Origin of the sequence: Phytohabitans maris (assembly GCF_031085175.1) — a bacterium.
GTDB lineage: Bacteria > Actinomycetota > Actinomycetes > Mycobacteriales > Micromonosporaceae > Phytohabitans > Phytohabitans maris.
This window is the reverse complement of sequence record NZ_JAVHUY010000035.1, coordinates 63648-88566: the sequence shown is the minus strand read 5'-3', so window position 1 is coordinate 88566 and position 24919 is coordinate 63648. Positions and strand designations below refer to the sequence as shown.

Here is a 24919-nt window from a genome sequence, read left to right as displayed (position 1 = left end):
GCGGGCGCCGCCCGCCCGGGAGTGCGGCGAGCGCGGCCGTGAGGATGCCACCGGGTACCGCACGGATCGCCGGGGCGGCGGCGCTGATCGCGGTGCTCACCGTGGCCAGCCGGCTGGCCGGGTTCGCCCGCACGGGCGTCTTCACCTGGGTCGTCGGCGACACCGGGCTCGGCGGCGTCTACGTGGTGGCGAACACGGTTCCCAACATCGTCTTCGAGATCGTGGCCGGCGGGGCGCTGGCCAGTCTCGTCGTACCGCTGCTGGCTGGAAGCGTCGCGGCGGGTGACCGGCGCGCGGTCTCGGCCACGACGTCGGCGCTGCTGACCTGGACCTTGACCCTGCTGCTGCCGCTGGCCGCGCTGGTCGCGGTGGCGGCCGGGCCGATCATGACGGCGCTGGGCGCGACCGACGACGCGGACGCCGGCGCCCGCATGCTCCGGGTCTTCGCACCCCAGCTACCGCTCTACGGGATCGGGATCGTGCTGACCGGCGTGCTCCAGGCGCACCGCCGCTTCGCCTGGCCGGTGCTGGCGCCGCTGCTGTCCAGCGTGACCGTGATCGGCGCGTACCTGCTGTTCGGCGCGGTGGAGGGGCGGCGCGCGGACCTGCCCGAGGTCGGGCGGGCCGGCGAGCTGATCCTGTCGGTCGGCACCACGCTCGGCGTGGTCGTGCTCTCGCTCTGCCTGGTGATCCCGGTGCGGCGGCTGGGGCTGCGGCTGCGGGCCGGGTACCGGTTCGACGGCGAGGCGCGGCGCGCGGTCGGCGGGCTCGCCGCGGCCGGCGCGGTGACCGTGGGCGCGCAGCAGGTGGCGCTGCTGGTCACGCTCTGGCTGGCGCTGAACGGGCCGAAGGGCACCCCGGTCGTGTACAACCTGGCGCAGACGGTCTACCTGCTGCCCTGGGCGGTGCTGGCGGTGCCGCTGGCCACGGCCGCGTACCCGACGCTGGTGGCCGCGCACGCCGAGCGGGCGGAGGAGCGGTACCGCGCCACGCTCGCCTCCACCGCCCGGGGGGTACTGCTGCTCAGCTGCGCGGGCGCGGCGGCGCTGGTGGCGGTGGCCGGGCCGGTGGCCCGCTTCTTCGACGTGCCGGGCGCCGCGGACGGCATCGCCGGGTTCGCGCCGGGGCTGCTCGGTTACGGGATGTTCGCGGTGCTGACCCGCGCCCTGTACGCCCGCGGCGAGCCGGGGCCCGCCGCGCTGGCCACCGTCGCCGGCTGGGCGGCCGCCGCCGTGGGCGCGCTGGCGCTGGCGGCCGGACTCGCCGACGATCAGCGGGTGCTCGCGCTCACGCTCGGTAACTCGCTCGGGATGGTGCTGCTCGGCGCGCTGCTCGTGGTGGCGGTGCTGCGCGGCGCCGGGCGTTCCGCGCTGGCCGGCCTCGACCGGGCCGCGGCCGCGGGTGTGCTGGCCGGTGGCGCCGCCGCGCTGGCCGGATGGCTGGTCACGGGCGCGACCGGCACCCCGGGCGACGGCGGCGCGGTGCTGCAGGGCATGCTGTCCGGAGCCGTCGTGGGCGCGGTGTTCCTCGGTGTCGCCTACCCGCTGGACCGCCGCGACATGCGCCCCCTGCTCGCGGGGATCACGCGGCGGTTGGGACGGGGCGCACGGGGGAAGGGAGCGAATTCGTGAGCTTTGACGGGGCCGTCGCTCTGGTCCTCGCCTCCAGCACCGGCGGTGTTGGCCAGCACGTCGCGTCCCTGGCCCGCGGGCTCGTCGCCGGCGGCGCCACCGTCACGGTCTGCGGTCCGGCGGCGACCGACGAGCGGTTCCGGTTCACCGAGAGCGGTGCCCGGTTCGAGGCCGTCGAGATCCCGCCCAACCCGCGCCTCACCGACGCCCGCGCGGTCGGCGACCTGCGCCGCGCGATCGGTACGGTCGACGTGGTGCACGCGCACGGTCTGCGGGCCGGCTTCGTGGCGGCGCTGGTCCGTCCCCGCCCGCCGCTCGTCGTGACCTGGCACAACGCGGTGATCGCCAAGGGGTTGCGGGGGACCGCGTCGCGCCTGGCCGCCCGGGCCGTCGCCCGGGCCGCGCGGATCACCCTCGGCGCCTCGGACGACCTGGTCGAGACCGCCCGCGAGCTCGGCGCCCGGGACGCCCGGCTGAGCCCGGTCGCCGCGCCGGTGCTCCCGCCGCCCCGCCGCTCCCGGGCCGCGGTGCGGGCCGAGTTCGCGATCGGTCCAGGCCCCACCCGGGCCGGTGGCGCGGCACCGTCAGAGCGGCCCTTGATCTTGTCCGTGGGGCGGCTGCACCCGCAGAAGCGGTACGACGTGCTGGTCGACGCGGCCGCCCGCTGGCGGGAGCTGGACCCGGCGCCGGTCGTGGTGATCGCCGGCACCGGACCGGCGTACATGCCGCTGGCCGCCCGGATCTCCGAGATGCGCGCGCCGGTCACCCTGCTCGGCCACCGCAACGACGTCTCCGACCTGCTGGCCGGCGCCGACCTGGCCGTCGTGACCAGCGACTGGGAGGCGCGGCAGCTGTTCGCGCAGGAGGCGCTGCGGGCCGGCGTACCGCTGGTGACCACCGCCGTCGGCGGCGTGCCCGGCCTGGTCGGCGACGCCGCGCGGCTCGTACCGCCGGACGACGTGGACGCGGTCGACACGGCCGTACGCGAGCTGCTCGCCGACCCGGACCTGCGCGCCGAGTACGCCCGGCGGGGCCCGGAGCGGGCCGACACCTGGCCGGACGAGGCGGACACGGTCGAGGCGGTCCAGGCGGTGTACGCCGAGGTCGTGGCGGCGGAGCGGGCGCATCCGTCATGAGGCGGTGGGCGGTCTTCACCCTGGTCGCCGGCTTACTCGCGGCCATGGGAGGCCCTGCTTCGGCCGCCCCCGCGACTCCCGCCCCGACCGTCGACTACGTGATCATCGCCGGGATCCCGGGGCTGCGCTGGGAGGACGTGAACGCCCAGGACACTCCGACGCTGTGGAGCATGGCCGAGCGGGGCTCGATCGCCTCGCTCTCCGTACAGTCCGCGGACCAGCCGACCTGCCCGCTCGACGGCTGGACCACGCTCGGCGCCGGCAACCGCGCCCTCTGGAGCGCCGGCCCGGCCTCCCCGCCCAGCCCCGGCGTGGCCTGCCCGGACGTGACCGTCGACGTGGAGCGGCCGGACGGGATCGGCGCGTTCCTGCCCGAGCAGCGCAACGTCGTGCGGCACAACCAGGAGCAGCTGCCGTACGGCGCGGTGCCCGGCGCGCTCGCCGAGTCGGTGCGGTGCACGGTCGCCGTCGGCACCGGGGCGGCGGTCGCGGCGGCCCGCCCGTTCGGCCGGGTCGACCGGTACGAGCCGGAGCTGCCGCCGGACGCCACCGAGCTGCTCGACGACTGCGTACTGGCGATGGTCGACTCGGGTACGGTCGCCGCCGCCGATCCGGCCGCCCGGCAGGCGCAGGCCCGGGACGCCGACGCGCGGCTGGCCCGGCTGCTCGCCGCCCGGCCGCCGGACTCGCTGGTGATCGTGGCCGGCCTCTCCGACACCGACGACTCGCGCCGGCTGCATGTCGTCGTCGCCGACGGCCCCGGCTGGGAGCGCGGCTGGCTGACCAGCGCCAGCACCGGCCGGGACGGGTACCTGCAGCTGGTCGACCTCGCACCGACCGCGCTCACCGCGACGGGGCGGGCGCTGCCGGAGAACGTCTTCGCCGGCCAGCCGGCCCGCAGCGTCCCCGGCCGGCCGGAGAAGCTCGACGCGGCGGTCACCCAGCCGGCCGACGCCGACCGGGAGGCGGGCGCCCAGCGGCGGATCGCCACGTGGTTCTTCGGGCTGCTCGCCGCCGCGCAGTTCGTGCTGGCCGTGGCCGTCGTACCGCTGCTGCGCCGGGCCCGGATGCCGGTCGAGTCGGCCTCGCCACGGTTCGGCTTCCACGGGTGGGTCAGGCGGACGAGCAAGGCGGCCCGGCCCCGGCCGCTGGCGGTACCCCGCCCGGTGGTCAACGTCATCGAGGTGCTACTGGTCGCCGCCGCCCTCGCCATCCCGGCCGCGCTCGTCGCCGACGCGGTGCCCTGGTGGCGTACCGACCAGCCCGGGCTGCTCTTCGGCGCGGTCACGCTCGCGCTGCTGGCCGCCGGTACCGCCGCGGTGCGCTTCACGCCCGCGTACCGGCAGACGCTCGGCCCGCTCGCGATGGTCGCCGCGATCGCCGCGGTGGTCGTCGCCGCCGATGTGCTCACCGGCGCGCGGCTCCAGCTCAACGGCGTGGCCGGCTACTCGGCGCTCACCGGCGGCCGGTACGCCGGGCTGGGCCGGGTCGGGCTCGGCGTCTTCGTGGCCGGGACGCTGCTCGTGGCCGGCTGCCTGGCCCAGCGGGTACGCCGCACCTGGCGCCCGTACGTGGTCGGCGGCGTCGGCGGGGCCGGCGTGCTGCTGGCCGGCAGCCCGTACCTGGGCGCGGACGCGGTCGGCGCGATCGCCCTGACCGCCGGGGTGGGGATCGCCGCGGTGATCAGCACCGGTGGGTGGCTGACGTTCAGCCGGCTGGGCTGGGCGACGATCGCCGGGCTGGTGGTGACCGCCGGCTTCGCGGTGCTCGACCTGAGCCGGCCGGACGCCGAACGGGACCGGCTGGGACGCTTCCTGGGCGCGCTCGGCGACGGCACCGGGGGACGGGCGGTGCAGCGGGCGGCCGCGTCGAGTGTGGGCTCGCTGGACAGCCCGCTGACGGTGCTCGCCGTCGTGGGTGCGGTGCTGGTGTGGTTCGCGCTGCTACGACCCTGGGGCGGACTCAAGCGACTTTTCGGGATATATCCGGCGATCCGGGCGGCGATGGCCGGGATCGCGACGGCGGCCGTGATCGGCGGCGTCCTCGGCGGGTCCGGGCTGGACGTGGCCGGGGCGGTCGCGGCGCTGACGGTACCCATGGCCGCGCTGGCGTCGCTGCGCGTGCTGGACCATGCCCTGGACCGCACCCAACCACCGGTCGCCCCACCCGACGCGGAGATCCCGCGGCCGGCGGCGCCCGGCCCGCTCCCGGACGCCCGCCGCTCCGAGGCGGCCGGCGATCCTTCCGGGGCGGGCGCCGAAGACGGCGACGAGCGCCGGCCGGAGGCCGCGCCGGCACCCGAGACCAGCAGTGATCAGCGACACGAGCAGGGCGGCGGCGTGCGGTTGGCGGCGAAGGTGTTACCGTGGAATCCCGTGGATGGCGCGATCAACACTTGATCAACGCTAGTCCGCACCACTGGACGGACGACCCCACGGGAGCAGGCCTTGGCCCCTTCAGCACGGATGACCAGGCACATTTTCGTCACCGGGGGCGTCGCCTCCTCGCTGGGTAAGGGCCTCACCGCCTCCAGCCTCGGAAATCTACTCACCGCGCGCGGCCTGCGCGTCGTGATGCAGAAGCTGGACCCGTACCTCAACGTCGACCCCGGCACCATGAACCCGTTCCAGCACGGCGAGGTCTTCGTGACCGACGACGGCGCGGAGACCGACCTCGACGTCGGTCACTACGAGCGCTTCCTCGACCGGGACCTCTCCGGCAAGGCGAACGTCACCACCGGCCAGATCTACTCGGCGGTGATCGCCAAGGAGCGGCGCGGGGAGTACCTGGGCGACACGGTGCAGGTCATCCCGCACATCACCAACGAGATCAAGGCGCGCATCCGCGCGATGGCCGCCCCCGACGAGGACGGCCGCACCCCCGACGTGGTGATCACCGAGGTGGGCGGCACGGTCGGCGACATCGAGTCGCTGCCGTTCCTGGAGGCGATCCGCCAGGTGCGCCACGAGATCGGCCGGGACAACTGCTTCTACCTGCACGTGTCGCTGGTGCCGTACCTGGCCCCCTCCGGCGAGCTCAAGACCAAGCCGACCCAGCACTCGGTCGCCCAGCTGCGCAACATCGGTATCCAGCCGGACGCGCTCGTCTGCCGCTCCGACCGGGAGATCCCCGACAAGCTCAAGCACAAGCTCTCGCTGTACTGCGACGTCGACCGCGAGGCCGTGATCGCCGCGCCGGACGCGCCGAGCATCTACGACATCCCCAAGGTGCTGCACCGCGAGGGCCTCGACGCGTACGTGGTGCGCCGGCTCAACCTCTCCTTCCGCGACGTCGACTGGGCCAGCTGGGACGACCTGCTCCAGCGCGTGCACCACCCGCAGCACACGATCACCGTGGCGATCGTCGGCAAGTACGTCGACCTGCCCGACGCCTACCTGTCGGTCAGCGAGGCCATCCGCGCCGCCGGGTTCGGCCACCGCGCGCGGGTGCTGCTGCGCTGGGTGCCCAGCGACGAGTGCGTCAGCGCCTCCGGCGCCGCCGCGGCCCTGGCCGGCGTCGACGGCATCGTCATCCCGGGCGGCTTCGGCGTGCGCGGCATCGAGGGCAAGATCGGAGCCAGCCGGTACGCGCGGGAGAACGGCATCCCGATCCTCGGCCTCTGCCTCGGCCTGCAGTGCATGACCATCGAGGTGGCCCGCCACCTGGCCGAGCTCGACGGGGCAAACTCGACGGAGTTCGACGAGCAGGCCAGGCACCCGGTCATCGCCACCATGGCCGACCAGGAGGACATCGTCGCCGGCAAGGGCGACCTGGGCGGCACGATGCGGCTGGGTGCCTACCCGGCGCAGCTGGCCGAGGGCTCGATCGTGGGCGAGGCGTACGGCATCGACGAGGTGAGCGAGCGCCACCGCCACCGGTACGAGGTCAACAACGCCTACCGCGAGGCGCTCACCAAGGCCGGGCTGCGCATCTCCGGCACCTCGCCGGACGGGCGGCTGGTGGAGTTCGTGGAGCTCGACCCGGCGCTGCACCCGTTCTTCGTGGCCACCCAGGCCCACCCCGAGCTCAAGAGCCGCCCGACCCGCCCGCACCCGCTGTTCGCCGCGTTCGTGAAGGCCGCGGTCACGTACTCGCAGGCCGACCAGCTCCCGGTCGAGCTGCCCGCCCCCGACGCGCCGGCCCCCGCCGCCGCGCGCCCCCCGCGCAACTCGCGCGGCGGCCAGGCCGCCACCGCCAAGCCGGCGACCACGGCCGCCAAGTCGTGACCGCCTCCCACACGTACGAGGTACGGGCAGAACACGAGCGCTTCCGCGGACCGGTCTTCCGGGTCGTCACCGACGAGGTGGTGATGCCCGGCGGCCGGGTCGTCGACCGCGACTACCTGCGACACGTGGGCGCGGTCGGCGTCGTGGCCGTCGACGACGCGGGCCAGGTGGTGCTGATCCGCCAGTACCGGCACGCGCTGCGCCGCCACCTCTGGGAGATCCCCGCCGGCCTGGCCGACGTACCCGGCGAGGCCCTGCCGGAGGTGGCCGCGCGCGAGCTGGCCGAGGAGACCGACCTGGTGGCCGGCCGGCTGGAGCACCTGCTGGAGCTGCACACCTCACCCGGCTGTTCCAACGAGCGGATCCGCCTGTTCCTCGGCCGCGACCTGCGCCCCGCGCCCGACTCCGGCTACGAACGCCACGACGAGGAGGCCGAGATGCAGGTGCGCCGCTTCCCGCTGACCGAAGCCGTGTCGATGGCCCTGGCCGGCGAGATCACCAACGGCCCGACCGTGGCCGGCATCCTCGCCGCCGCCCACGTCCTGTCCCGCTAGCCCACGCCTCCCGGCTCCTTGCCCCGGTCAGGGTGATCGAAGCTCCCCTGAAGTCGGTAGAACGACTTCAGGGGAGCTTCGAGCACCCGCGGGGGGCGCCGCGCGCCCGCCGTTTATGGGTTACCACCCACTACACGGTCGATCCCAACACCGGCGGGGGACGCCGCGCGACTCGCGCGGCGACCGGCGTGGTGGGTGAGGGCCCTACCGGGGCGAAAGCGTAGAGCCGCCGGTCGACGACCGGCGGCTCCGAGAAACGGGCGGAAAAGGTCAGCTGTCGCGAAGCACGCGGCCCTGGGCGTCGGTGCCGCCGTTCACGAGGATCAGGATGCCGTCGATCAGGCCCCAGAGGCCACCCAGGCCACAGGTGAGGACGCCGACCAGGAGCTGGCCCACGGCGAGGCCGGTGTGACCCGTGTAGAAGCGGCCCACGCCGAAGGTGCCGAGGAAGATGCCGAGGAGTCCGGCGACGAGTTTGCTCTTGTCGGAGTACACCACGCCGGGCTGGCCGTACGGAGCCTGCGGCTGGCCGTACTGAGGCTGCCCGTACTGCGGCTGCTCGGGGTATTGCGGCTGGTACGGAGGAGTGGTCATGAGGCGCCACCATAGTGATCCAAGCGGAATGTGTCGGGAGCAGGGTCCACTCTGTGAGACGGTAGGCTGAGAATTGTGTCCGATCGGGTAGTGCCGGCGGCTGACAGTTCGTCAGCTGGGGTATTCACCGACTGTCATCATGTCGCCTGATCCCGGAAACCAAGCGGCCCTAGACTGCCGCCGACGGCGGGACCCATCGCGACCAGCGGTGGGGCAAAAGCCGCAGCCGGCCACGAAAGGTGCCGGCGGGTAAGGCGACAGAGCGTGACAGCGGCGCGGAATCGCGGCGGCAACGGGGCCGTCGCGGCCGAAGCCCGGGGGCGCCGCCCCGGGGAAAGGTACTGGCAACGTGAAGGTCGGAATCCCACGCGAGGTGAAGAACCACGAGTACCGCGTGGCGATCACCCCGGCGGGCGTCAACGAGTTCGTCCGCGCGGGTCACGAGGTCTACGTCGAGTCCGGCGCCGGCCTGGGCTCCACGATCACCGACGACGAGTTCGCCACGGCGGGCGCGCGGGTCCTGCCCGGGGCGGACGACGTGTGGGGCACCGCGGAACTGGTGCTGAAGGTCAAGGAGCCGATCGCCGAGGAGCACCAGCGCATGCGGCCCGGGCAGGTGCTGTTCACGTACCTGCACCTCGCCGCCTCCAAGGAGTGCACCGACGCGCTCCTGGACCGCAAGGTGACCGGCATCGCGTACGAGACGGTGGAGACCGCCGACCGCGCGCTCCCGCTGCTCGCACCCATGTCCGAGGTGGCCGGGCGGCTCGCGCCCCAGGTCGGGGCGTACCACCTGATGCGCTCGGGCGGCGGCCGCGGCGTGCTGATGGGCGGCGTCTCCGGCGTGTACGCGGCGAAGGTCGTGGTCGTCGGCGCCGGCGTCTCCGGCATGAACGCGGCGGCGATCGCGCTCGGCATGCAGGCCGAGGTGCTGCTGCTCGACCGCAACATCAACAAGCTCCGCTCGGCCGACGCGATCTACCAGGGGCACCTGCAGACGGTCGCCTCCAACGCGTACGAGGTGGAGCGTGCCGTCCTCGACGCCGACCTGGTGATCGGGGCGGTGCTCGTGCCCGGCGCGAAGGCCCCGACGATCGTCTCCAACGAGCTCGTCTCGCGGATGAAGCCGGGCAGCGTGCTGGTCGACATCTCCATCGACCAGGGCGGCTGCTTCGAGGACTCGCGCCCGACCACGCACGCCGACCCGGTGTACAAAGTGCACGACTCGGTCTTCTACTGCGTGGCCAACATGCCCGGCGCGGTGCCGCACACCAGCACGTACGCGCTGACCAACGTCACCCTGCCGTACGCGCTGGAGCTGGCCAACCACGGCTGGCGCGAGGCGCTGCGGCGCGACCCGGCGCTCGCGAACGGCCTCAACACGCACGACGGCCACGTCACCTACGGGCCGGTGGCCGAGGCGCACGGGATGGCGAGCGTGCCGCTGGAGGAGGTTCTCAGATAGCCGACCTGGCGAAGGCGGTGCGCACCTACCTCGACCACCTGACCGTCGAGCGGGGGCTCTCCGCGAACACGCTCTCGTCGTACCGGCGGGATCTTGACCGGTATGTGACCACTCTGGCCGGGGGTGGCGTGGCGGACCTGGAGTCGGTCACGCCCGGCCATGTCTCGGGTTATGTCGCCGCCCTGCGGGGCGGCGACCCCGATCACCCGCCGCTGTCGGCGGCGTCGGCGGCCCGCGCGGCGTCCGCGGTGCGCGGCCTGCACCGCTTCGCGGTGCGCGAAGGCCTGGTGGCCGACGACGTGAGCCGGGACGTCCGCCCGCCGGTCCCGCCCCGCCGGCTGCCCAAGGCCCTGGACGTGTCCGATGTGGAACGGTTGCTCGCGGCCGCGGGCGAGGCCAGCGCGTTGGAGGTACGCGACCGCGCGCTCCTGGAATTCCTCTACGGCACCGGGGCGCGCATCTCGGAGGCCGTGGGTGCCGCCGTGGACGACCTCGACCTGGACGAGGGGACCGCACTGCTGCACGGCAAGGGCGGGCGCACCCGGCTGGTGCCGATGGGCGGGTACGCCTGCGACGCGCTGCGCGCCTATCTCACCGGCGCCCGGATCGAGCTGGCCGCGGCCGGCCGTGGCACCCCCCGCGTCTTCCTGAACGCGCGCGGCGGGCCGCTGTCGCGCCAGAGCGCGTGGACGATCCTGCACCGCGCCGCCGGGCGGGCGGGGCTGCCGGTGGAGGGGCCGCGAGCGGTGTCGCCGCACACGCTCCGTCATTCGTACGCCACGCATCTGCTGGACGGGGGTGCGGACGTGCGGGTCGTGCAGGAGCTGCTCGGCCACGCGTCGGTCACCACCACCCAGGTGTACACATTGGTGACGGTCGAACGGCTCCGTGAGGTGTACGCCACAGCCCATCCCCGCGCCCGCTAGGCGTGTCCTGCCGCAGGTCCAGCTCAGCCGGCGTTAAGCTGACTCACCGCTCAGTCATCCCGCAAACGATGAGCGGCGACGGCCGACCCCCTCCCCGGTGGAGGGGGTCGCTTGCCGTCCCGGGTGGCCCCGTGTCCACCACCGGGCCCGTGCGTTGGTTAGTGTGGAGCGGCCGCCCAAGGCCGGAGTGTCGCCCCGGCCGTGAGCAGGGAAGTGGCGTACAGTCGGGCAACGGCCCGGGCTCGTGTGGCGGCGCAGCGGGGGTTCGGTCGACTCCGGCGCCGAGCAGTCGTCGGGAGGGGGCGCACAAGGCCATGGCTGGTAACGGTGAGCAGGTCGAGTCGTGGACCTCGACGCTGCGCGCGGAGCAGAGTGCGATGGACCTCGGCGCCGAGCTTGGTCCGGCCGACCCCGCGGCCTACACGATGCGCCGCCCCATCCCCGAGCCCATGCCGACCGACCGCCACGGTCCGGCGCGGATCGTCGCGATGGCCAACCAGAAGGGTGGCGTGGGCAAGACCACCACGACCATCAACCTGGGCGCCGCGCTCGCCGAGTACGGGCGCAAGGTGCTGCTGGTCGACTTCGACCCGCAGGGCGCGCTCTCGGTCGGCCTCGGCGTCAACCCGCACAACCTCGACCTTTCCGTCTACAACCTGCTGATGCAGGACGACGTGACCGTCGACGACGTGCTCATCAAGACCGACGTGGCCGGCCTCCACCTGCTCCCGGCCAATATCGACCTCTCCGCCGCCGAGATCCAGCTGGTCAACGAGGTCGCCCGGGAGATGGCGCTCGCCCGGGTGCTCAAGTCGGTCCGCAAGGAGTACGACTACATCCTGATCGACTGCCAGCCCTCCCTCGGCCTGCTCGCCATCAACGCGCTGACCGTGGCGCACGGCGTGCTGATCCCGCTGGAGTGCGAGTTCTTCAGCCTGCGCGGCGTGGCGCTGCTGCTCGACACGATCGACAAGGTGCGCGAGCGGCTCAACTTCGACCTGGAGCTCGAGGGCATCCTCGCCACCATGTACGACAGCCGCACCACCCACTGCCGCCAGGTGCTGCAGCGGGTGGTCGAGGCGTTCGGCGACAAGGTCTACCAGACCGTGATCACCAAGACGGTCAAGTTCCCCGAGTCGACGGTGGCCGGCGCCCCGATCACCACGCTCGACCCGGCCTCATCGGGTGCGCGCAACTACCGGCAGCTGGCCCGCGAGGTCATCGCCGCACAGGCGGAGAGGTAGCCTGCCGGGCGATGACGTCGACCGTGGAATACGGTCAGGTGATGGATTCGGTGCCGGTGTCGCCTGACGCTGCGCCCGTCGTCCCCGAGCCTGACGACGGCGCTGGCGCCGTTCCCGCTGCTGACGGCGGTCTCGCTCTCGGTGCCGACGGCGCTGGCTCGGGTAAGTTCACCGTGCGGCTGGCCAACTTCACCGGCCCGTTCGACCTGCTGCTCCAGCTGATCGGCAAGCACAAGCTGGACGTGACCGAGGTCGCGCTGCACAAGGTCACCGACGAGTTCATCGCGTACATCCGGGCGATGGGCGACGGCTGGGATCTCGACGAGGCCAGCGAGTTCCTCATCATCGCGGCCACCCTGCTCGACCTCAAGGCCGCCCGCCTGCTCCCCGCCGCCCAGGTCGAGGACGAGGAGGACCTCGCGCTGCTGGAGGCCCGCGACCTGCTCTTCGCGCGGCTGCTGCAGTACAAGGCGTTCAAGGAGGCCGCAGCGCACATCGCGGCCCTGGAGACCGCCGGCGCCCGCCGCTACCCGCGCGCCGTCGCCCTCGAACCCCGCTACGCCGAAGCCCTGCCCGACCTCGTGCTCGGCATCGGCCCCGAACGCCTGCTCCGCCTCGCCATCAAGGCCATGACCCCCAAACCGGTACCGGTGGTGTCGATCGCCCACGTGCACGACGTACGGGTCAGCGTCCGCGAGCACGCCGCCCTCCTGCGCGACCGGCTACGGCTGGCCGGGACCGCCACATTTCGCGTACTCTGCGCCGACTGCCAGTCCACGCTCGAGGTGGTCGCGAGGTTCCTGGCGCTGCTCGAGCTGTACCGCGAGGGCCTGGTCGGATTCGTCCAGGTACAGGCGCTGGGAGAGCTGACCGTCCGCTGGACCGGCGGCGACGACGCAGGCGGCGACCTGGACATCGACGAGTACGCCGGCTCGCCCACCCCCACCGACCCAGACGCCACCCCTTCCGACGCCGCCCCTGACGCGGGCGCCGCCTCGTCCGGCGCGGCCGCCGCCCCTCCCGGTGCGGGCCTTGCCTCTCCTCCCGACGCGGATGCCGCCGCTCTTGAAGCTGGCGGCGCTTCTGCTGGTGCTGGTGGCGCTCGCGGCGCCTCCGCTGGTGCTGGTGGCGCTTCCGCTGGCGCTCGCGGCGCTTCCGCTGGTGCTGGTGGCGCTTCCGCTGGCGCTCGCGGCGCTTCCGCTGGTGCTGGTGGCGCTTCCGCTGGCGCTCGCGGCGCTTCCGCTGGTGCTGGTGGCGCTTCCGCTGGCGCTCGCGACGCTTCCGCTGGTGCTGGTGGCGCTTCCGCTGGTGCTGGCGGCGCTGATGGCGGGCGATCGGCTGGCGGCGGGCCATCGGCCGCCGATGATGGCGGGTCCTCCGGTGATGATGTGAAGGAGCCGCAGTGACGGGTGACGAGCGGCGCGAGACGCTAGCCGACCAGGCCGCCGCGTGGGTCCCACCCTGGGACCGCCCCAAGCCTTCACCGCCGGCCGGGTCCGATGTAGACACCGAGCAGTCGGAGGCGAACACTCCCGCCACCGACGCCCCGGTAGCGGTGGACGCCCCCGCCGCCGGACCGTCGAGCGAGCCCGAGCCGGCACCGCCGGCGCAGGCCGGCCCGCCCGCGGAGTCCGAGGCGGCGCCCACGCCTTCGCAGGCCGCAGCCGACGAGCGGATCGCAGCCGACGAGCGGATCGTGGCCGACGAGCCGGTCGTGGTCGACGACCCGGCAGCGCCGCCCAGCGCCGCGGCGGAGCCCTCGACCCCCACCGAGCCCGACCAGTCCGCGGCCCCTTCGTCGCTCGCGGATCCTCAGCCGCAAGACGAGCCCGAGCCGGCGCCCGACGCGTCTGCGGCAGAGCCAGACCCGGAGCCCAATCCCTCGGTCGACGCCGACCCGACCGGCGGCTCCGTCCCAGCCGGAAGGTCCGAGCCGGTGCCGGTGGCTGCTCCCTCGGTCGACGCCGACCCGGCCGGCGGCTCCGCCTCAGATGGAAGGTTCGAGCCAGCCGCAGGGCCCGCCCCGTCGCCGGAAGCCGACCCGGCCGGTGAGCCCGACCCGGCCGCGGGGTCCGATGTGGCCGAGAAGTCCGAGCCAGCCCCGGAAGCCGAACTGCCCGCGGCGGCCGTGCCCGTGGACGATGCGCCGGCCGGCCGGTCCGCCCCGGTGTCCGAGCCCTCGATCGAACCCACGCCCGTAGACGAGCCAGAGCCGGCCGCGAGCGCCGACCCGGCGGCCGAGACCGAGCCCTCGATCGACACCGATCCGACCGCCGACACCGACCCGACCGCCGCGCCCAGCCCGACCAGCGAGCCTGACCTGGTCGCGGAGCCGGAGCCGCCGGTGGAGGACGAGCCGGTCGCGGAGTCCGAGCCAGCGGCGGATCTACAGGCCACACCGGTGGACGCCCCCGCACCGGCCGAGCCCGCGGAAGCGGGACCCCCCGAACCCGCGGCGGCGACGGACGCCGCCACCGAGTCCATTGTGGACCGGCAAGCCACGGCAGCTCCGGCCACCGTTCCCCGCGAGGAAGCGGCGCAGAGCCCCGACACCACCCCCGAAGGGCAGGCCAGCTCCGTGGCGGAAGCCAGATCCGAGGCGGACGTCACCCCCGAAGCGGAAGCCAGCTCCGAAGCAGAAGCCACCCCAGGAGGGCAAGCCACCCCCGGAGGGGAAGCGAGCTCCGAGGCGGAAGCCACCCCCGAAGGGCAAGCCAGCTCCGAAGGGCAAGCCAGCTCCGCGGCGGATGCCAGCTCCGAAGGGGAAGCCACGCCCGAAGGAAAAGCGGAGCAGTCCGCGCTCGCCCTCATCGACGACAGCGAGCTCAAGGGCGCCCTCGAAGCGATCCTCCTCGTGGTCGACGAGCCGGTCACCGAGATCGTCCTCGCGCAGATCCTCGAACAGCCCACCGAGCGCATCGCGGCCACCCTCGTCACCGTCGCCGAGGGGTACACGGCGGCCGGCCACGGCTTCGACCTGCGCAAGGTGGCGGGCGGCTGGCGGCTCTACACCCGCCCCGAGTACGCACCCTACGTCGAACGCTTCGTCCTCGACGGGCAGTCGGTGCGGCTGACCCAGGCGGCCCTGGAGACGCTCGCGGTCGTGGCCTACAAGCAGCCGGTGACCCGTTCGCGGATCTCGGCGATCCGGGGTGTCAACTGTGACGGCGTCATCCGTACCCTGGTCTCGCGGGGTTTGGTGGAAGAGTGTGGCACGGAGCCGGAGTCGGGCGCGTTCCTGTACCGGACGACCACGCTGTTCCTGGAAAAGCTCGGCATGAACTCGGTCAACGACCTACCCCCGCTCGCCCCCTTCCTGCCCGACGACGTGGAAGAGATCGCCGATGCCAACCAGTGAGCGCCTCCAGAAGGTCCTCGCCGCGGCCGGCGTGGGTTCGCGGCGGGCGAGCGAAGACCTGATCGCGCGCGGGCGGGTCGTGGTCGACGGGCGGGTGGCCCGCCTCGGCGACAAGGTCGACCCGGAGACCGCGGAGATCTACGTCGACGGGCAGCGGGTCGTCGCCGACACCCGCCTGGTCTACCTCGCCATGAACAAACCGCGCGGCGTCGTCTCCACCATGGCCGACGAGCGCGGCCGCGAGGCGATCTCCGACTACCTCGGCACCGTCGAACAGCGCGTCTACCACGTCGGCCGCCTCGACGCCGACAGCGAGGGGCTGCTCCTGCTCACCAACGACGGCACGCTCGCCCACCGGCTGATGCACCCGTCGTTCGGGGTCCCGAAGACCTACCTGGCCGAGGTCGCCGGCCCCATCCCCCGCGCGCTCGGCCGGCGGCTGCTGGCCGGCGTCGAGCTGGCGGACGGGCCGGTGCGGGCCGACGCGTTCAAGGTGGTCGACACGCTCGGCCGCACGGCCCAAGTGGAGATCACGCTGCACGAGGGGCGCAAGCACATCGTCCGGCGCCTGATGGAAGAGGTCGGCCACCCGGTCTCCCGCCTGGTCCGCACCGCGATCGGCCCGATCCGGCTCGGCGACCTCAAGGTCGGCCGCACCCGCCGCCTCTCCAACCCCGAGGTCGCGTCCCTCTTCCGCTCCGTCGAAGAGCGCCAGGGCCAAAGCTCGGTCGAGGAGCACCAGAGCTAAAGACAGATCCGAGCTACCGCGACGTCCGCGGTGGTCCGGACCGTTGCGCGGGTTCCCCGAGGAAACGTGGAGCGTTTTCTTGGGGGTGCGTTCCCACGGCCTCACCCTCCGCGTTCGCACAACCATCCACCGCCCCCGCCGCGCGCCTTCAAGATCCCGACAAAGTCCCTGACTTTGCTGCCTCATCGACGGGCGGAAGCAGCAATGTCAGGGACTTTGCCGCTTCCGGGCCGTGGGCCCCAGCAGATCATGGTACGAATCGGCCCGCCCGGGGGCAGCTGCGTACCACGATCTCGACCACCCGCCCGGGCCGGGCGACGGGCTGGCGCTCCTGAGCGCGTCCAGCCCACAGCCTTGATCGAACTAGCGTGAGTGGCATCTAGTGCGGTGGCCACCAACGTTCACCGGGTGACCGGCGGCCGAAGGCCGCCGATCACCCGGGCCCGGCGAAGCCGGCAAAGGTTAGTGGCCACCGCACTGATGTGACGGCGGTTGCGGCTGCCTGCGGCGGGTCGGGCCGATCGTGGTGCCTGGCCGTAGCCAGGGCCACAGTGCCCCGCCTGTGCGGGCAGCTCGAGAGCTTCTCGCGGAGCCGACCCGCCGCAGAGCCAGCCGATAAACCCGGGCGGCGTCGATGGTCGGCTCGCGATAATGGCCGGCGTGGAAGAGGTCAGGGTCGTCGTCGCCCATGACGAGCGGGCGACCCTGCGGGTCGGTGATGTGTTCCTGAAGATCGACGCTGATCAGACGCGCACCGACGTCGAGGTCGAGGCGATGGCTCTGGCGCCGATCCCGACCGCGCGGGTGCTGTGGCGCAAGCCACCCGTGCTCGCGCTCGCCGCCCTGCCCGGGATGGCACTGGGCCGCCTCGGCGAGCCGTCGCCCGCGTCGTCGGCGGCGTGGGCCGCGGCGGGTGCGGCCGCGCGGACGCTGCACGACGCGCCCCTGCCGCCGTGGCCCGGTCGGCGCCTCGACGAACTCGCCTCGCGCCTGGACGGCGGATGCGAGTGGCTCGTCGCGAACGGTGTCCTTCCCACGGACGTGGTCAACCGTAACCGCCAGGTCGCCGAGGCCGCGCTGCGGCCGTGGAAACCAGTGTTCACGCACGGCGATCTGCAGATCACCCACGTGTTCGTCGACGACGACGAGATCACCGGTGTGATCGACTGGTCCGAGGCGGCCCAGGGCGACGCCCTGTACGACCTCGCCGTCCTGACGCTCGGACACGAGGAGCACCTTGACGATGTGGTCGCCGGCTACGGCACCGATGTCGACCTCGACGTGATCCGCGGGTGGTGGTCGTGGCGGAGCCTGGTGGCGGCCCGCTGGCTGGTCGAGCACGGCTTCGACCCGTCCCTGCCCGGCTGTGAGTTCGACGTGTTGAGATCCCGGATGTGAGGCGGCTCCAAAGGGTCAGGGGGCGACCACGGCGGCGAGCGTCTCCCAGTCGCGGTCGGGGCAGACGCGGTCGTGGGGGTTGTCGGCGAGCGGGTCGAGGACCACATAGGCGGCGCCGAGCTCGATCAGGGTGGCCAGGTCGCGGCGGATCTGGCGGAGGCTGCCGCGGCCGAAGGGGCGGCCGGTCTCCAGCAGGTCGCCGCCGGTGAGCTGGGCGCGCATCCGCGGGCAGAACGCGGGCACCGGCCGCCCCTGCCGCTCGGCCTCCGCGCGCAGCATGGGCAGCGTGGCCCGGACCCGTTCGAGGTCGAGCTGGTTGGGGTGCCAGGCGTCGCCGAAGCGGACCGTGCGCCGGATCGCGGTCGGGCCCCAGCCGCCGACCCACAGCGGCGGGTGCGGCGCGCGGGCGGCGCGCGGGCCGGTCGTGACGTCGCGGTAGGTGACGTAGGCGCCGTCGAGGGAGACCACGTCGTTGGTCCAGGCATCCGTGATGGCCGCCAGGTATTCGTCGGTCACCCGCCCCCGCTCCCGGAACGGCGCGCCGACCGCGGCGAACTCCGCCTCCGACCAGCCCACGCCCACCCCGAGGATGAACCGGCCGCCGGTGAACTGGTCGATGTTGTTGGCCATGCGGGCGGTGAGCAGCGGGTGCCGGTAGGGGACGATCGCGACGGTGGTGCCCAGCTCGAGGCGTTCGGTGAGCCCGCCCAGCCAGGCCAGCGTCGCGAACGGGTCGTAGAACGGCGACGGGTACAGGGCGGTGACGTCCGGTGTGGGCGCCACGTGGTCGGAGGTCATCGCCAGGTCGAAGCCGTGCGACTCGGCGAACCGCACCCAGCCGTGCAGGATGTCGGGCGTCGCGTGCGGCCCGAAGTTGGGGATGAAGACGCCCAGCTTCGTCGTCACGCGATCAGGCCGCCACCGGGCCGAGCGCGGCCAGCGCGGCGCCGCGCGCCCCGGCCATGTCGAGGTCGGGTACGAGCGCGAACGTGGTCACCTTGGCCTGCTCGGCGCGGAGCAGGGTGTGCGCCCGCACCCGGTCCAGGAACCAGTCGCGAAAGTCCGGGGCGGCCTCGACCACGCCGCCGCCCACGAAGTAGGCGTGCGGGTCGGTGAAGTTGGCCGCGATGGTGAAGAGGCGGCCGAGCGCCATCGCCTGCTGCTCGAAGATCTCGCGGGCCAGCTCGTCGCCCCGCTCGCCGAGCCCGCGGACCAGCTTGGCCGCCTCTTTGATCGGCACGCCGGCCAGCTCGTGGTCGGGGTAGCGGGTCAGCCAGTACGGCAGGAGGTTTTTGACGATGCCGGTCAGCGACGCCACGCTCTCCACGTCGCCGGAGAAGCCGCAGTTGCAGGCCGGCAGCGTCTGCCCGTCGGCGAGCAGCCCGTGCATCGGGATGTGTACGTGGCCGAGCTCGCCGGCCATCCCGGTGGCGCCCTTGACGACCTGGCCGGACTCGATGACGCCGCCGCCGAGCCCGGTGCCGACGATCGCGGAGACCGAGGAGCGGCGGGGCGCGTCGGCGCCGAAGTGGACCACGTGCGCGTAGAGCGCGGCCGCGTTGCCGTCGTTGTTGTAGACGACCGGCAGCCCGAGCCGCTTTTCCAGCGCGCCGCGGATGTCGAAGCCGTACCACTCCGGGAGCGCGAAGTTGGTCGCGCCCTTGGCGGAGAGCACGCCGTCGGCGCTGGACGGGCCGGGCGTGTCCAGCCCCACCGCGCGCACCGTGCCGGGGTCGGTGCCGGTGAGCTCCAGCACCACGTCGACCGAGCGGGCAAGGGCGTCGAGCGCCGCGGGTGGGCCGTCGAGCACGCAGCTCGGCGTCTCCACGAGCCGGTCCACCAGGAACCGGCCGGTCTGGTCCACCACCGTGGCGTTCGTGGCCGTACCGCCGACGTCGAGGCCGACGACGACACCAGTCGCTGAGGGTCGCACGAGAATGATCCTACGGACTCGAAGCGGGAACGGGGGAGCGGCGGACCGCCGTGGCCGCGAGTCCGGCGATCACCAGACCCGCCCCGGCCAGGCCCGTGCTCGTGACCGGTTCGTCGAGGAGCAGCCAGCCGAGCAGGGCCGCGGTCAGCGGCTCGGTGAGGCTCAGCGTGGCCGCGGTCGAGGTGCGGACGGAGGCCAGCCCGGCCACCCACAGCAGGTACGGCAGTGCCGTCGCCACCACGCCGAGGTAGAGGGCGAGCCAGAGGTTGTCCGGGCGGGTGAGCCAGGCGATGTTCGCCGCCGGTGAGGAGACCAGCAGCAGCGCCGCCCCGCCGGCGAAGAGGAACGCGAGCACCGTGGTCGGCGGTACCCCGGCGAGCAGCAGCCACCTGCTGGTCGCGGTGTACGCGGCGTAGGCGGCGCCGGCGACCAGGCAGGCCAGCACGCCGGCGAGGTCGACGTGGAGTGCGCCGCCGCCGCGCAGCAGCAGCCCGAGCCCGACCAGCACGGTCGCGGTCGACAGCCACCAGAGCCGGCCGGGGCGGTGGCCGGCCAGCAGCGCGCCGAGGCCGGCGAAGACCGGCGCCGAGCCGATCGCGGTGAGGGTGCCGACGCCCACACCGGTCCGCTGTACGCCGTGGAAGAAGGCCGGCTGGTACGCCGCGACGCAGGCCGCGCCGAGCAGGACGACGGCCACGGTACGGCGGCTGGTGAGCGCGGCCCGCCACGGCACCTTCCGCGCCCCGCGGGCGGCGAGGATGCCGGCGAAGACCAGGCCGGCGACGACCAGCCGGGCGGAGCCGAGCGGGAGCGGCGACCCGTCGTAGGAGGCGACCGCCTGCGCCGTCCCGGTGGTGCCCCAGAGCACGGCCGCGGCCATCACGAGCACCGCGCCGTACGGCATCCACGCTCCCTTCAGACGATCTTGGGGAAGGGTACCCAAACGGGCGCAACCCGGCGGTACACGGTGGCGCTGGCATGCGTGTCCGGGCGACCGGGCATGATTGAGGGTGGATTTTGGTTGTCCTGCGCGAGGAGGCGTGGTGTCACAGATGGTGGGGTCCGGGCGGTGTGTGGTGGCCGTGGACGGCCCGTCCGGTTCGGGCAAGTCCACCGTCTCCCGCCGGCTCGCCGCGGCGCTGTACGCGCAGTACCTGGACACCGGCGCGATGTACCGGGCCGTGACCTGGGCCGCGCTCGCCTCCGGCACCGACCCGCAGGACGCCGAGGCGGTCGCCAAGGTCGCCGGTGAGATCGAGGTGGAGGTCGGCACCGACCCCGACGCGCCGTACACGCGGGTGGACGGCACCCCGGTCGACCGCGCGATCCGCGGCCCCGAGGTGACCGCCGCGGTGTCCGCGGTGGCGGCCGTGCCGTGGGTGCGCCAGCTGCTCGTGGCCCAGCAACGCAAGATCATCGCGGCCGCCGGCCGCATCGTGGTCGAGGGCCGCGACATCGGCTCGGTGGTCGCTCCCGACGCCGACCTCAAGGTCTACCTGACGGCCTCCGCCGACGCCCGGGCCCGGCGCCGCAGCGCGGAAAACGCGGCCGACCTCTCCTTCACCGCCGCCGACCTGGACCGCCGCGACCGCCTCGACTCCACCCGCGCCGCCGACCCGCTGCAGCAGGCGCCGGACGCCGTCGTCCTGGACACCACCGAGCTGGGTATCGACGAGGTCGTGACCCGCCTGCGCGGCATGCTCGACCGCTCGTTCGGCGGTGTGGTGTGAGCGTTCTCGATCGTGTGGCCCTTCGCCCGCGCGGCGGTGGCCTTTCCGGCGGCGCCCCGTTGGGCGGCGCCTGGTCTGACGGTGTCCTCCCGGGCGGCGTCCTTTTCGACAGTGGCTTTCCTGGAGGGGCGGCGTGAGTCTCGAGGCTGTCCCGCAGGAGGAGGCGCTCACCGGTCCGGTGCCCGTCGTGGCCGTCGTCGGCAGGCCGAACGTCGGCAAGTCCACCCTGGTCAACCGCATCATCGGCCGCCGCCAGGCGGTGGTCGAGGACACCCCCGGGGTGACCCGCGACCGCGTGCCCTACGACGCGAACTGGTCCGGCCGCCAGTTCACGGTGGTCGACACCGGCGGCTGGGAGCCGGATGCCAAGGACCGGGCCGCCGCCATCGCCGCCCAGGCCGAGGCGGCCGTCGCCACCGCTGACGTGGTGCTCTTCGTCGTCGACAGCACGGTCGGCGCCACCGACGTCGACGAGGCCGCGGTCAAGATGCTGCGGCGCAGCGCCAAGCCGGTGCTGCTGGTCGCCAACAAGGCCGACAACCAGGCCATCGAGCTCGAGTCGGCCGGCCTGTGGTCGCTCGGCCTCGGCCAGCCGTACCCGGTCTCCGCCCTGCACGGCCGCGGCTCCGGCGACCTGCTCGACGCCGTACTCGAGGCGCTGCCCGAGCCACCCCCGGTCACCGAGCCGGGGGAGCGCGGCCCGCGCCGGGTCGCCCTGGTCGGCCGCCCCAACGTCGGAAAGTCCAGCCTGCTCAACCGCCTGGCCAAGGAGGAACGCGCGGTCGTCGACTCGGTCGCCGGCACCACCGTGGACCCGGTCGACAGCCTGGTACAGATCGGCGGCGAGACCTGGCAGCTGGTCGACACCGCCGGCCTGCGCAAACGGGCCGGGCGGGCCAGCGGCACCGAGTACTACGCGAGCCTGCGCACCGCCGGCGCCATCGAGGCCGCCGAGGTCGCCGTCGTACTGCTGGACGCCAGCGAGCCGATCAGCGAGCAGGACCAGCGCATCCTCGGCATGGTGGTGGAGGCCGGGCGGGCGCTGGTCATCGCGTTCAACAAGTGGGACCTCGTCGACGACGACCGCCGCTACCAGCTGGAGAAGGAGGTCGACCGCGAGCTGCGCCGCATCCCCTGGGCGCTGCGCGTCAACATCTCCGCCCGGACCGGCCGCGCCGTCGACAAGCTGGCGCCCGCGCTGCGCACGGCCCTGGAGAGCTGGGAGACCCGGGTACCGACCGGGCAGCTCAACCAGTGGCTGACCGCACTGGTACAGGCCACCCCCCACCCGGTCCGCGGCGGGCGGGCACCCCGCGTGCTCTTCGCCACCCAGGCGGGCACCCGGCCACCGCGCTTCGTGCTGTTCACCACCGGGCCGCTGGACGCGGGCTACCAGAGGTTCGTCGAGCGCAAGCTCCGCGAGGAGTTCGGCTTCGCCGGCAGCCCGGTCGAGGTGTCGGTACGCCCGCGCAAACGCACCGGCCCCGGCGGCCGAGGCAAAGCACACGGCTGAGCTGTGCCCCGCCGGGTGGCCGGTGGGGCGTGCGCGCGTCCGGGCGGCGGTTGCGCTACGCTGTACCGGCTGCCGGGGCGCGTGAGCCCACCGGCAACGGGACGTGGCGCAGTTTGGTAGCGCACTTGACTGGGGGTCAAGGGGTCGTCGGTTCAAATCCGGCCGTCCCGACGCAGGTGAGAGGGTGTTTTTCGCGATCATGCGACGTCCTCTTGGGGACCATTTGGGGACCGCATCGCACTCAGGTGCTTGGTCAGCGCTTCCCCGGCCGCCGTGATCGAGCGCCGATTCGGGTGCAGGTAGCGCTGTGTCGTGGTGAGCGAGCCGTGTCCGGCGATCTTCTGCAACACGTGCACCAGCACCCCCGCGTCGGCCATCCAGGTCAGGCCGGTGTGCCGCAGGTCGTGCCGGCGTAGGTACTCGTACCCGACCGAGCTGACGACCTCGTCCCAGTGCGTCGCGTCCCGCAGCACGGCCGTGCTGATCCGACCGCCCCGGGGGCCGACGAACAGCCGGCTATCGTCGCCGGCGGCCGCGTCGAGCTTGGCCCCGACCATCGGCCGCAGCTCTTCGATGATCGGCACCTCGCGAGCGCGCTTGCCCTTGGTGCCCTTGTCGACCAGACCACCCGGACCGGGGGTGGTCTGCCGGCGAACGGTCCAGATCCACGTCTGCCGGTCGACATCGCCCTTGCACACGCCGTCGCCGCCCGATTCAACGCCGCCCGCGCCAGCGGGCTCGTGACCGAGCTCGGCCGCCTGCTGCAGGACGGCCAATCCTGCCATCCGCAGGCACTGCTGGAACGCTCACGCCGGCCGGGACGGTCGATGGGGACGCTCGCTCGGGCGTTGGAGGACTTCTTCACCACGGCCTGGTTGGCGCTGCCGACCGACCAGGCTGAGCGGCTCGCCGCCGGTCGCCGGCAACGCCGCATCGATGAGGTGCCCGAACCGCTCCGCGCTGCCGTCACCGGATTCGCCGAGCAGATGTTGCGGGCTCGGCAGCGAGCTCTGCGGGCAGGAACCCGGCCACGCAGCGACCACACCATCGAAACGGGCCTGTCTATCACTCGAGATCTCGCTCGTTTCCTCACCAGCCGCCGCGGCAAGCAGGACTGGGCACTGGTCGACGTCAATGACATCGAGGCGTTCCTGGCGGCCGTGCCGAAGTCGCGGAAACGGCGGCTGACCGTGCTGCGCCAGTACTTCCGCTTCGCCCATCGGACACGTCTGATCCTGATCGACCCGACAAAGACGTTGCAGGCCAAGGAAAGCAATGCATTCCGCGGCCGGACGCTGACACTGCAACAGCAGCGCGAACTGTTTCGACGCTGGACCAATACCGGCCCAGACACCCATACCCATGAAGCGTTCGTCGGCATGCTCGCGTTGCTGCACGCCGCTTCCAGCCAAGAAGCTCGACTGCTGCGCATTACCGACATCGACCACAAGCGGTGCAGCGTGCGGCTGGGCGAACGCCCCCAACCCGTGCCGCTGGACCCAGCCACCTGGGCGGTATTGCTGCGCTGCCTCGAGCACCGTGCCGGACAGAACACCGCCAACCCCCACGTCATCGTCACCAAGGGCACCAAGCGGGCCAGACACCAGCATCGACGGCATACCTCAGCCACGTGCTCGACGGATGCGGCTACCCACCACGCATGATCCGCAGCACCCACCTGGTCGACCTCGTCAATACCCTCGACCCCAAACTGGTCGCCGCCGCGCTCGGACTCGACGCACAAGCGCCGCTGATATACCTCTGATATGCCTCGCCGACCGCATCGATCCCGAGCGGCTGGCGAACCTGTCCACTTTCGGCGACGCCTAACACACGTTCGCTCGAACAAGTGCGCTTTCGAGGGGTGCAGGTTCGAGCTGACGGCGAGGCTGCGTCGTTCGTAGGCGGCGTCGACGAGGCGGTGGAAGCCCTCGGCGGCGTCCGGGGAGACGGGCAACAGTCCGATGTCGTCGACCTATCCCGACATCGTCATAGGTCGACGAGTTCCGCCTCCGACAGCGCGGTGCCGCGCCGCCACCGTTTCACCACGCGTGGGTAACCGGAGGCCGTCAGGGTACCGGGCCCGAAGTCGGTCGCGACGTAGATGTGGTCGGCGTCGATCCAGTCCACGTCGCTCTTCGCGTCGGGCAGCGTGAACCCGTACTCCTCGAAGACCCGGCCGCGCAGGTCGAACTCGCGGACCCCCATGGCGTCGGCGCCGCCCTGGGAGAGGCTGACCAGGCAGCGGTCGTAACCGGGCCGCAGCACCGTCGCGCCGGTACTGCTCCAATGTGGTCCGCCGCCACAACCCTCTCGGGTGGTCCGCGTCCTGCCAGAAGTCGTAGTAACGGCCATCGCCGCGCCGGCCCGGGTAAGGGATCCGGTCCTTGCTGTCGAGCACCTCCCGGATCGCGTCCTTCGCCCGGACGAACCCCTCGTCGGCGAACGCGGCCAACGTCTCGG

At 73.2% G+C, this 24919-nt stretch carries 19 protein-coding genes, 1 tRNA gene and 3 pseudogenes; 16 read left to right on the top strand and 7 right to left on the bottom strand.

Translation table 11 applies throughout. The features are described 5' to 3' along the window. The first annotated feature begins 44 nt into the window (after positions 1-44). Genes murJ through RB614_RS30845 form a run of 5 tightly spaced genes read left to right on the top strand, consistent with a single transcriptional unit; the run spans position 45 to position 7547 of the window. Positions 45-1631, top strand: coding sequence for a murein biosynthesis integral membrane protein MurJ (gene murJ, locus RB614_RS30865; protein WP_308716215.1), 1587 nt, complete (start codon positions 45-47; stop codon positions 1629-1631). Further along, on the top strand, positions 1628-2767 hold the full coding sequence (locus tag RB614_RS30860) for a glycosyltransferase family 4 protein (protein WP_308716203.1): 1140 nt from the start codon (positions 1628-1630) through the stop codon (positions 2765-2767). The genes murJ and RB614_RS30860 overlap by 4 nt, the downstream gene beginning before the upstream one ends. Continuing rightward, positions 2764-5166, top strand: coding sequence for a hypothetical protein (locus RB614_RS30855; RefSeq protein ID WP_428983142.1), 2403 nt, complete (start codon positions 2764-2766; stop codon positions 5164-5166). The genes RB614_RS30860 and RB614_RS30855 overlap by 4 nt, the downstream gene beginning before the upstream one ends. Positions 5167-5214: 48 nt before the next feature. Then, positions 5215-6993 carry a CTP synthase gene (gene pyrG / locus RB614_RS30850; protein WP_308716201.1) on the top strand — a complete coding sequence of 593 codons (1779 nt, stop codon included), beginning with the start codon at positions 5215-5217 and terminating at the stop codon, positions 6991-6993. After that, the gene (locus RB614_RS30845) at positions 6990-7547 is read left to right on the top strand and encodes an NUDIX domain-containing protein (RefSeq protein ID WP_308716200.1); all 558 of its coding nucleotides are present in this window, start codon (positions 6990-6992) and stop codon (positions 7545-7547) included. The genes pyrG and RB614_RS30845 overlap by 4 nt, the downstream gene beginning before the upstream one ends. A gap of 270 nt (positions 7548-7817) precedes the next feature. On the opposite strand, the gene RB614_RS30840 is transcribed toward RB614_RS30845, so the two are convergent. Beyond that, on the bottom strand, positions 7818-8141 hold the full coding sequence (locus RB614_RS30840; protein WP_308716199.1) for a TM2 domain-containing protein: 324 nt from the start codon (positions 8139-8141) through the stop codon (positions 7818-7820). A 349-nt stretch (positions 8142-8490) separates the two neighbouring features. On the opposite strand from RB614_RS30840, the gene ald reads away from it, so the two are divergent. From ald to RB614_RS30805, 7 genes and pseudogenes are all read left to right on the top strand, one after another. Continuing rightward, the gene (gene ald / locus RB614_RS30835; RefSeq protein WP_308716198.1) at positions 8491-9606 is read left to right on the top strand and encodes an alanine dehydrogenase; all 1116 of its coding nucleotides are present in this window, start codon (positions 8491-8493) and stop codon (positions 9604-9606) included. Further along, positions 9603-10532, top strand: coding sequence for a site-specific tyrosine recombinase XerD (locus RB614_RS30830; RefSeq protein ID WP_308716214.1), 930 nt, complete (start codon positions 9603-9605; stop codon positions 10530-10532). Before ald ends, RB614_RS30830 begins: the two co-directional genes overlap by 4 nt. A 314-nt stretch (positions 10533-10846) precedes the next feature. Then, positions 10847-11776 (top strand): ParA family protein, encoded by a 930-nt coding sequence (locus tag RB614_RS30825; RefSeq protein WP_308716197.1) that lies wholly within the window; start codon positions 10847-10849, stop codon positions 11774-11776. 41 nt (positions 11777-11817) lie between these two features. Continuing rightward, positions 11818-12846, top strand: a pseudogene (locus RB614_RS30820) (segregation and condensation protein A); the annotation flags it as partial. Positions 12847-14354: 1508 nt separating this feature from the next. Continuing rightward, entirely contained in the window at positions 14355-15134 is a 780-nt protein-coding gene (scpB, locus tag RB614_RS30815; RefSeq protein ID WP_308716213.1) for an SMC-Scp complex subunit ScpB, read from the top strand. After that, positions 15121-15882 carry a pseudouridine synthase gene (locus RB614_RS30810; protein ID WP_308716196.1) on the top strand — a complete coding sequence of 254 codons (762 nt, stop codon included), beginning with the start codon at positions 15121-15123 and terminating at the stop codon, positions 15880-15882. Before scpB ends, RB614_RS30810 begins: the two co-directional genes overlap by 14 nt. A gap of 651 nt (positions 15883-16533) precedes the next feature. Further along, positions 16534-17280 (top strand): phosphotransferase family protein, encoded by a 747-nt coding sequence (locus RB614_RS30805; protein WP_308716195.1) that lies wholly within the window; start codon positions 16534-16536, stop codon positions 17278-17280. Between the two features lie 15 nt (positions 17281-17295). Here RB614_RS30805 and RB614_RS30800 read toward each other — a convergent pair whose 3' ends face one another. From RB614_RS30800 to RB614_RS30790, 3 genes are read right to left on the bottom strand one after another with little or no spacing between them, the layout of a single operon-like run. After that, positions 17296-18186, bottom strand: a complete 891-nt coding sequence (locus RB614_RS30800; RefSeq protein ID WP_308716194.1) for a TIGR03619 family F420-dependent LLM class oxidoreductase — start codon at positions 18184-18186, stop codon at positions 17296-17298. Positions 18187-18190: 4 nt separating this feature from the next. Beyond that, positions 18191-19213 carry an ROK family protein gene (locus RB614_RS30795; protein ID WP_308716193.1) on the bottom strand — a complete coding sequence of 341 codons (1023 nt, stop codon included), beginning with the start codon at positions 19211-19213 and terminating at the stop codon, positions 18191-18193. Between the two features lie 10 nt (positions 19214-19223). Then, the gene (locus tag RB614_RS30790; protein ID WP_308716192.1) at positions 19224-20117 is read right to left on the bottom strand and encodes a DMT family transporter; all 894 of its coding nucleotides are present in this window, start codon (positions 20115-20117) and stop codon (positions 19224-19226) included. A gap of 139 nt (positions 20118-20256) precedes the next feature. On the opposite strand from RB614_RS30790, the gene cmk reads away from it, so the two are divergent. The 3 genes from cmk (at position 20257) to RB614_RS30775 (ending at position 22627) form a co-directional block, all read left to right on the top strand. Continuing rightward, complete coding sequence (gene cmk, locus RB614_RS30785; RefSeq protein WP_308716191.1) at positions 20257-20943, top strand: (d)CMP kinase; 687 nt, start codon at positions 20257-20259, stop codon at positions 20941-20943. 133 nt (positions 20944-21076) lie between these two features. After that, positions 21077-22456, top strand: a complete 1380-nt coding sequence (der, locus tag RB614_RS30780) for a ribosome biogenesis GTPase Der (RefSeq protein WP_308716190.1) — start codon at positions 21077-21079, stop codon at positions 22454-22456. Between the two features lie 97 nt (positions 22457-22553). Further along, a tRNA-Pro gene (locus tag RB614_RS30775) sits at positions 22554-22627 on the top strand. A 26-nt stretch (positions 22628-22653) separates the two neighbouring features. Here RB614_RS30775 and RB614_RS30770 read toward each other — a convergent pair. Beyond that, positions 22654-23157: pseudogene (locus RB614_RS30770) on the bottom strand (tyrosine-type recombinase/integrase); the annotation flags it as partial. Positions 23158-23196: 39 nt separating this feature from the next. Between RB614_RS30770 and RB614_RS30765 the strand changes: the two are divergent. Next, a complete protein-coding gene (locus tag RB614_RS30765; protein ID WP_308716189.1) occupies positions 23197-24120 on the top strand; it encodes a hypothetical protein in 924 nt (307 codons plus the stop codon). Positions 24121-24314: 194 nt separating this feature from the next. Here the strand turns inward: RB614_RS30765 and RB614_RS30760 are convergent. Both RB614_RS30760 and RB614_RS30755 read right to left on the bottom strand, forming a co-directional pair. Then, positions 24315-24431 (bottom strand): annotated as a pseudogene (locus tag RB614_RS30760) (ATP-binding protein); the annotation flags it as partial. 14 nt (positions 24432-24445) lie between these two features. Next, positions 24446-24724 carry a hypothetical protein gene (locus RB614_RS30755; protein ID WP_308716188.1) on the bottom strand — a complete coding sequence of 93 codons (279 nt, stop codon included), beginning with the start codon at positions 24722-24724 and terminating at the stop codon, positions 24446-24448. Positions 24725-24919: the final 195 nt, after the last annotated feature.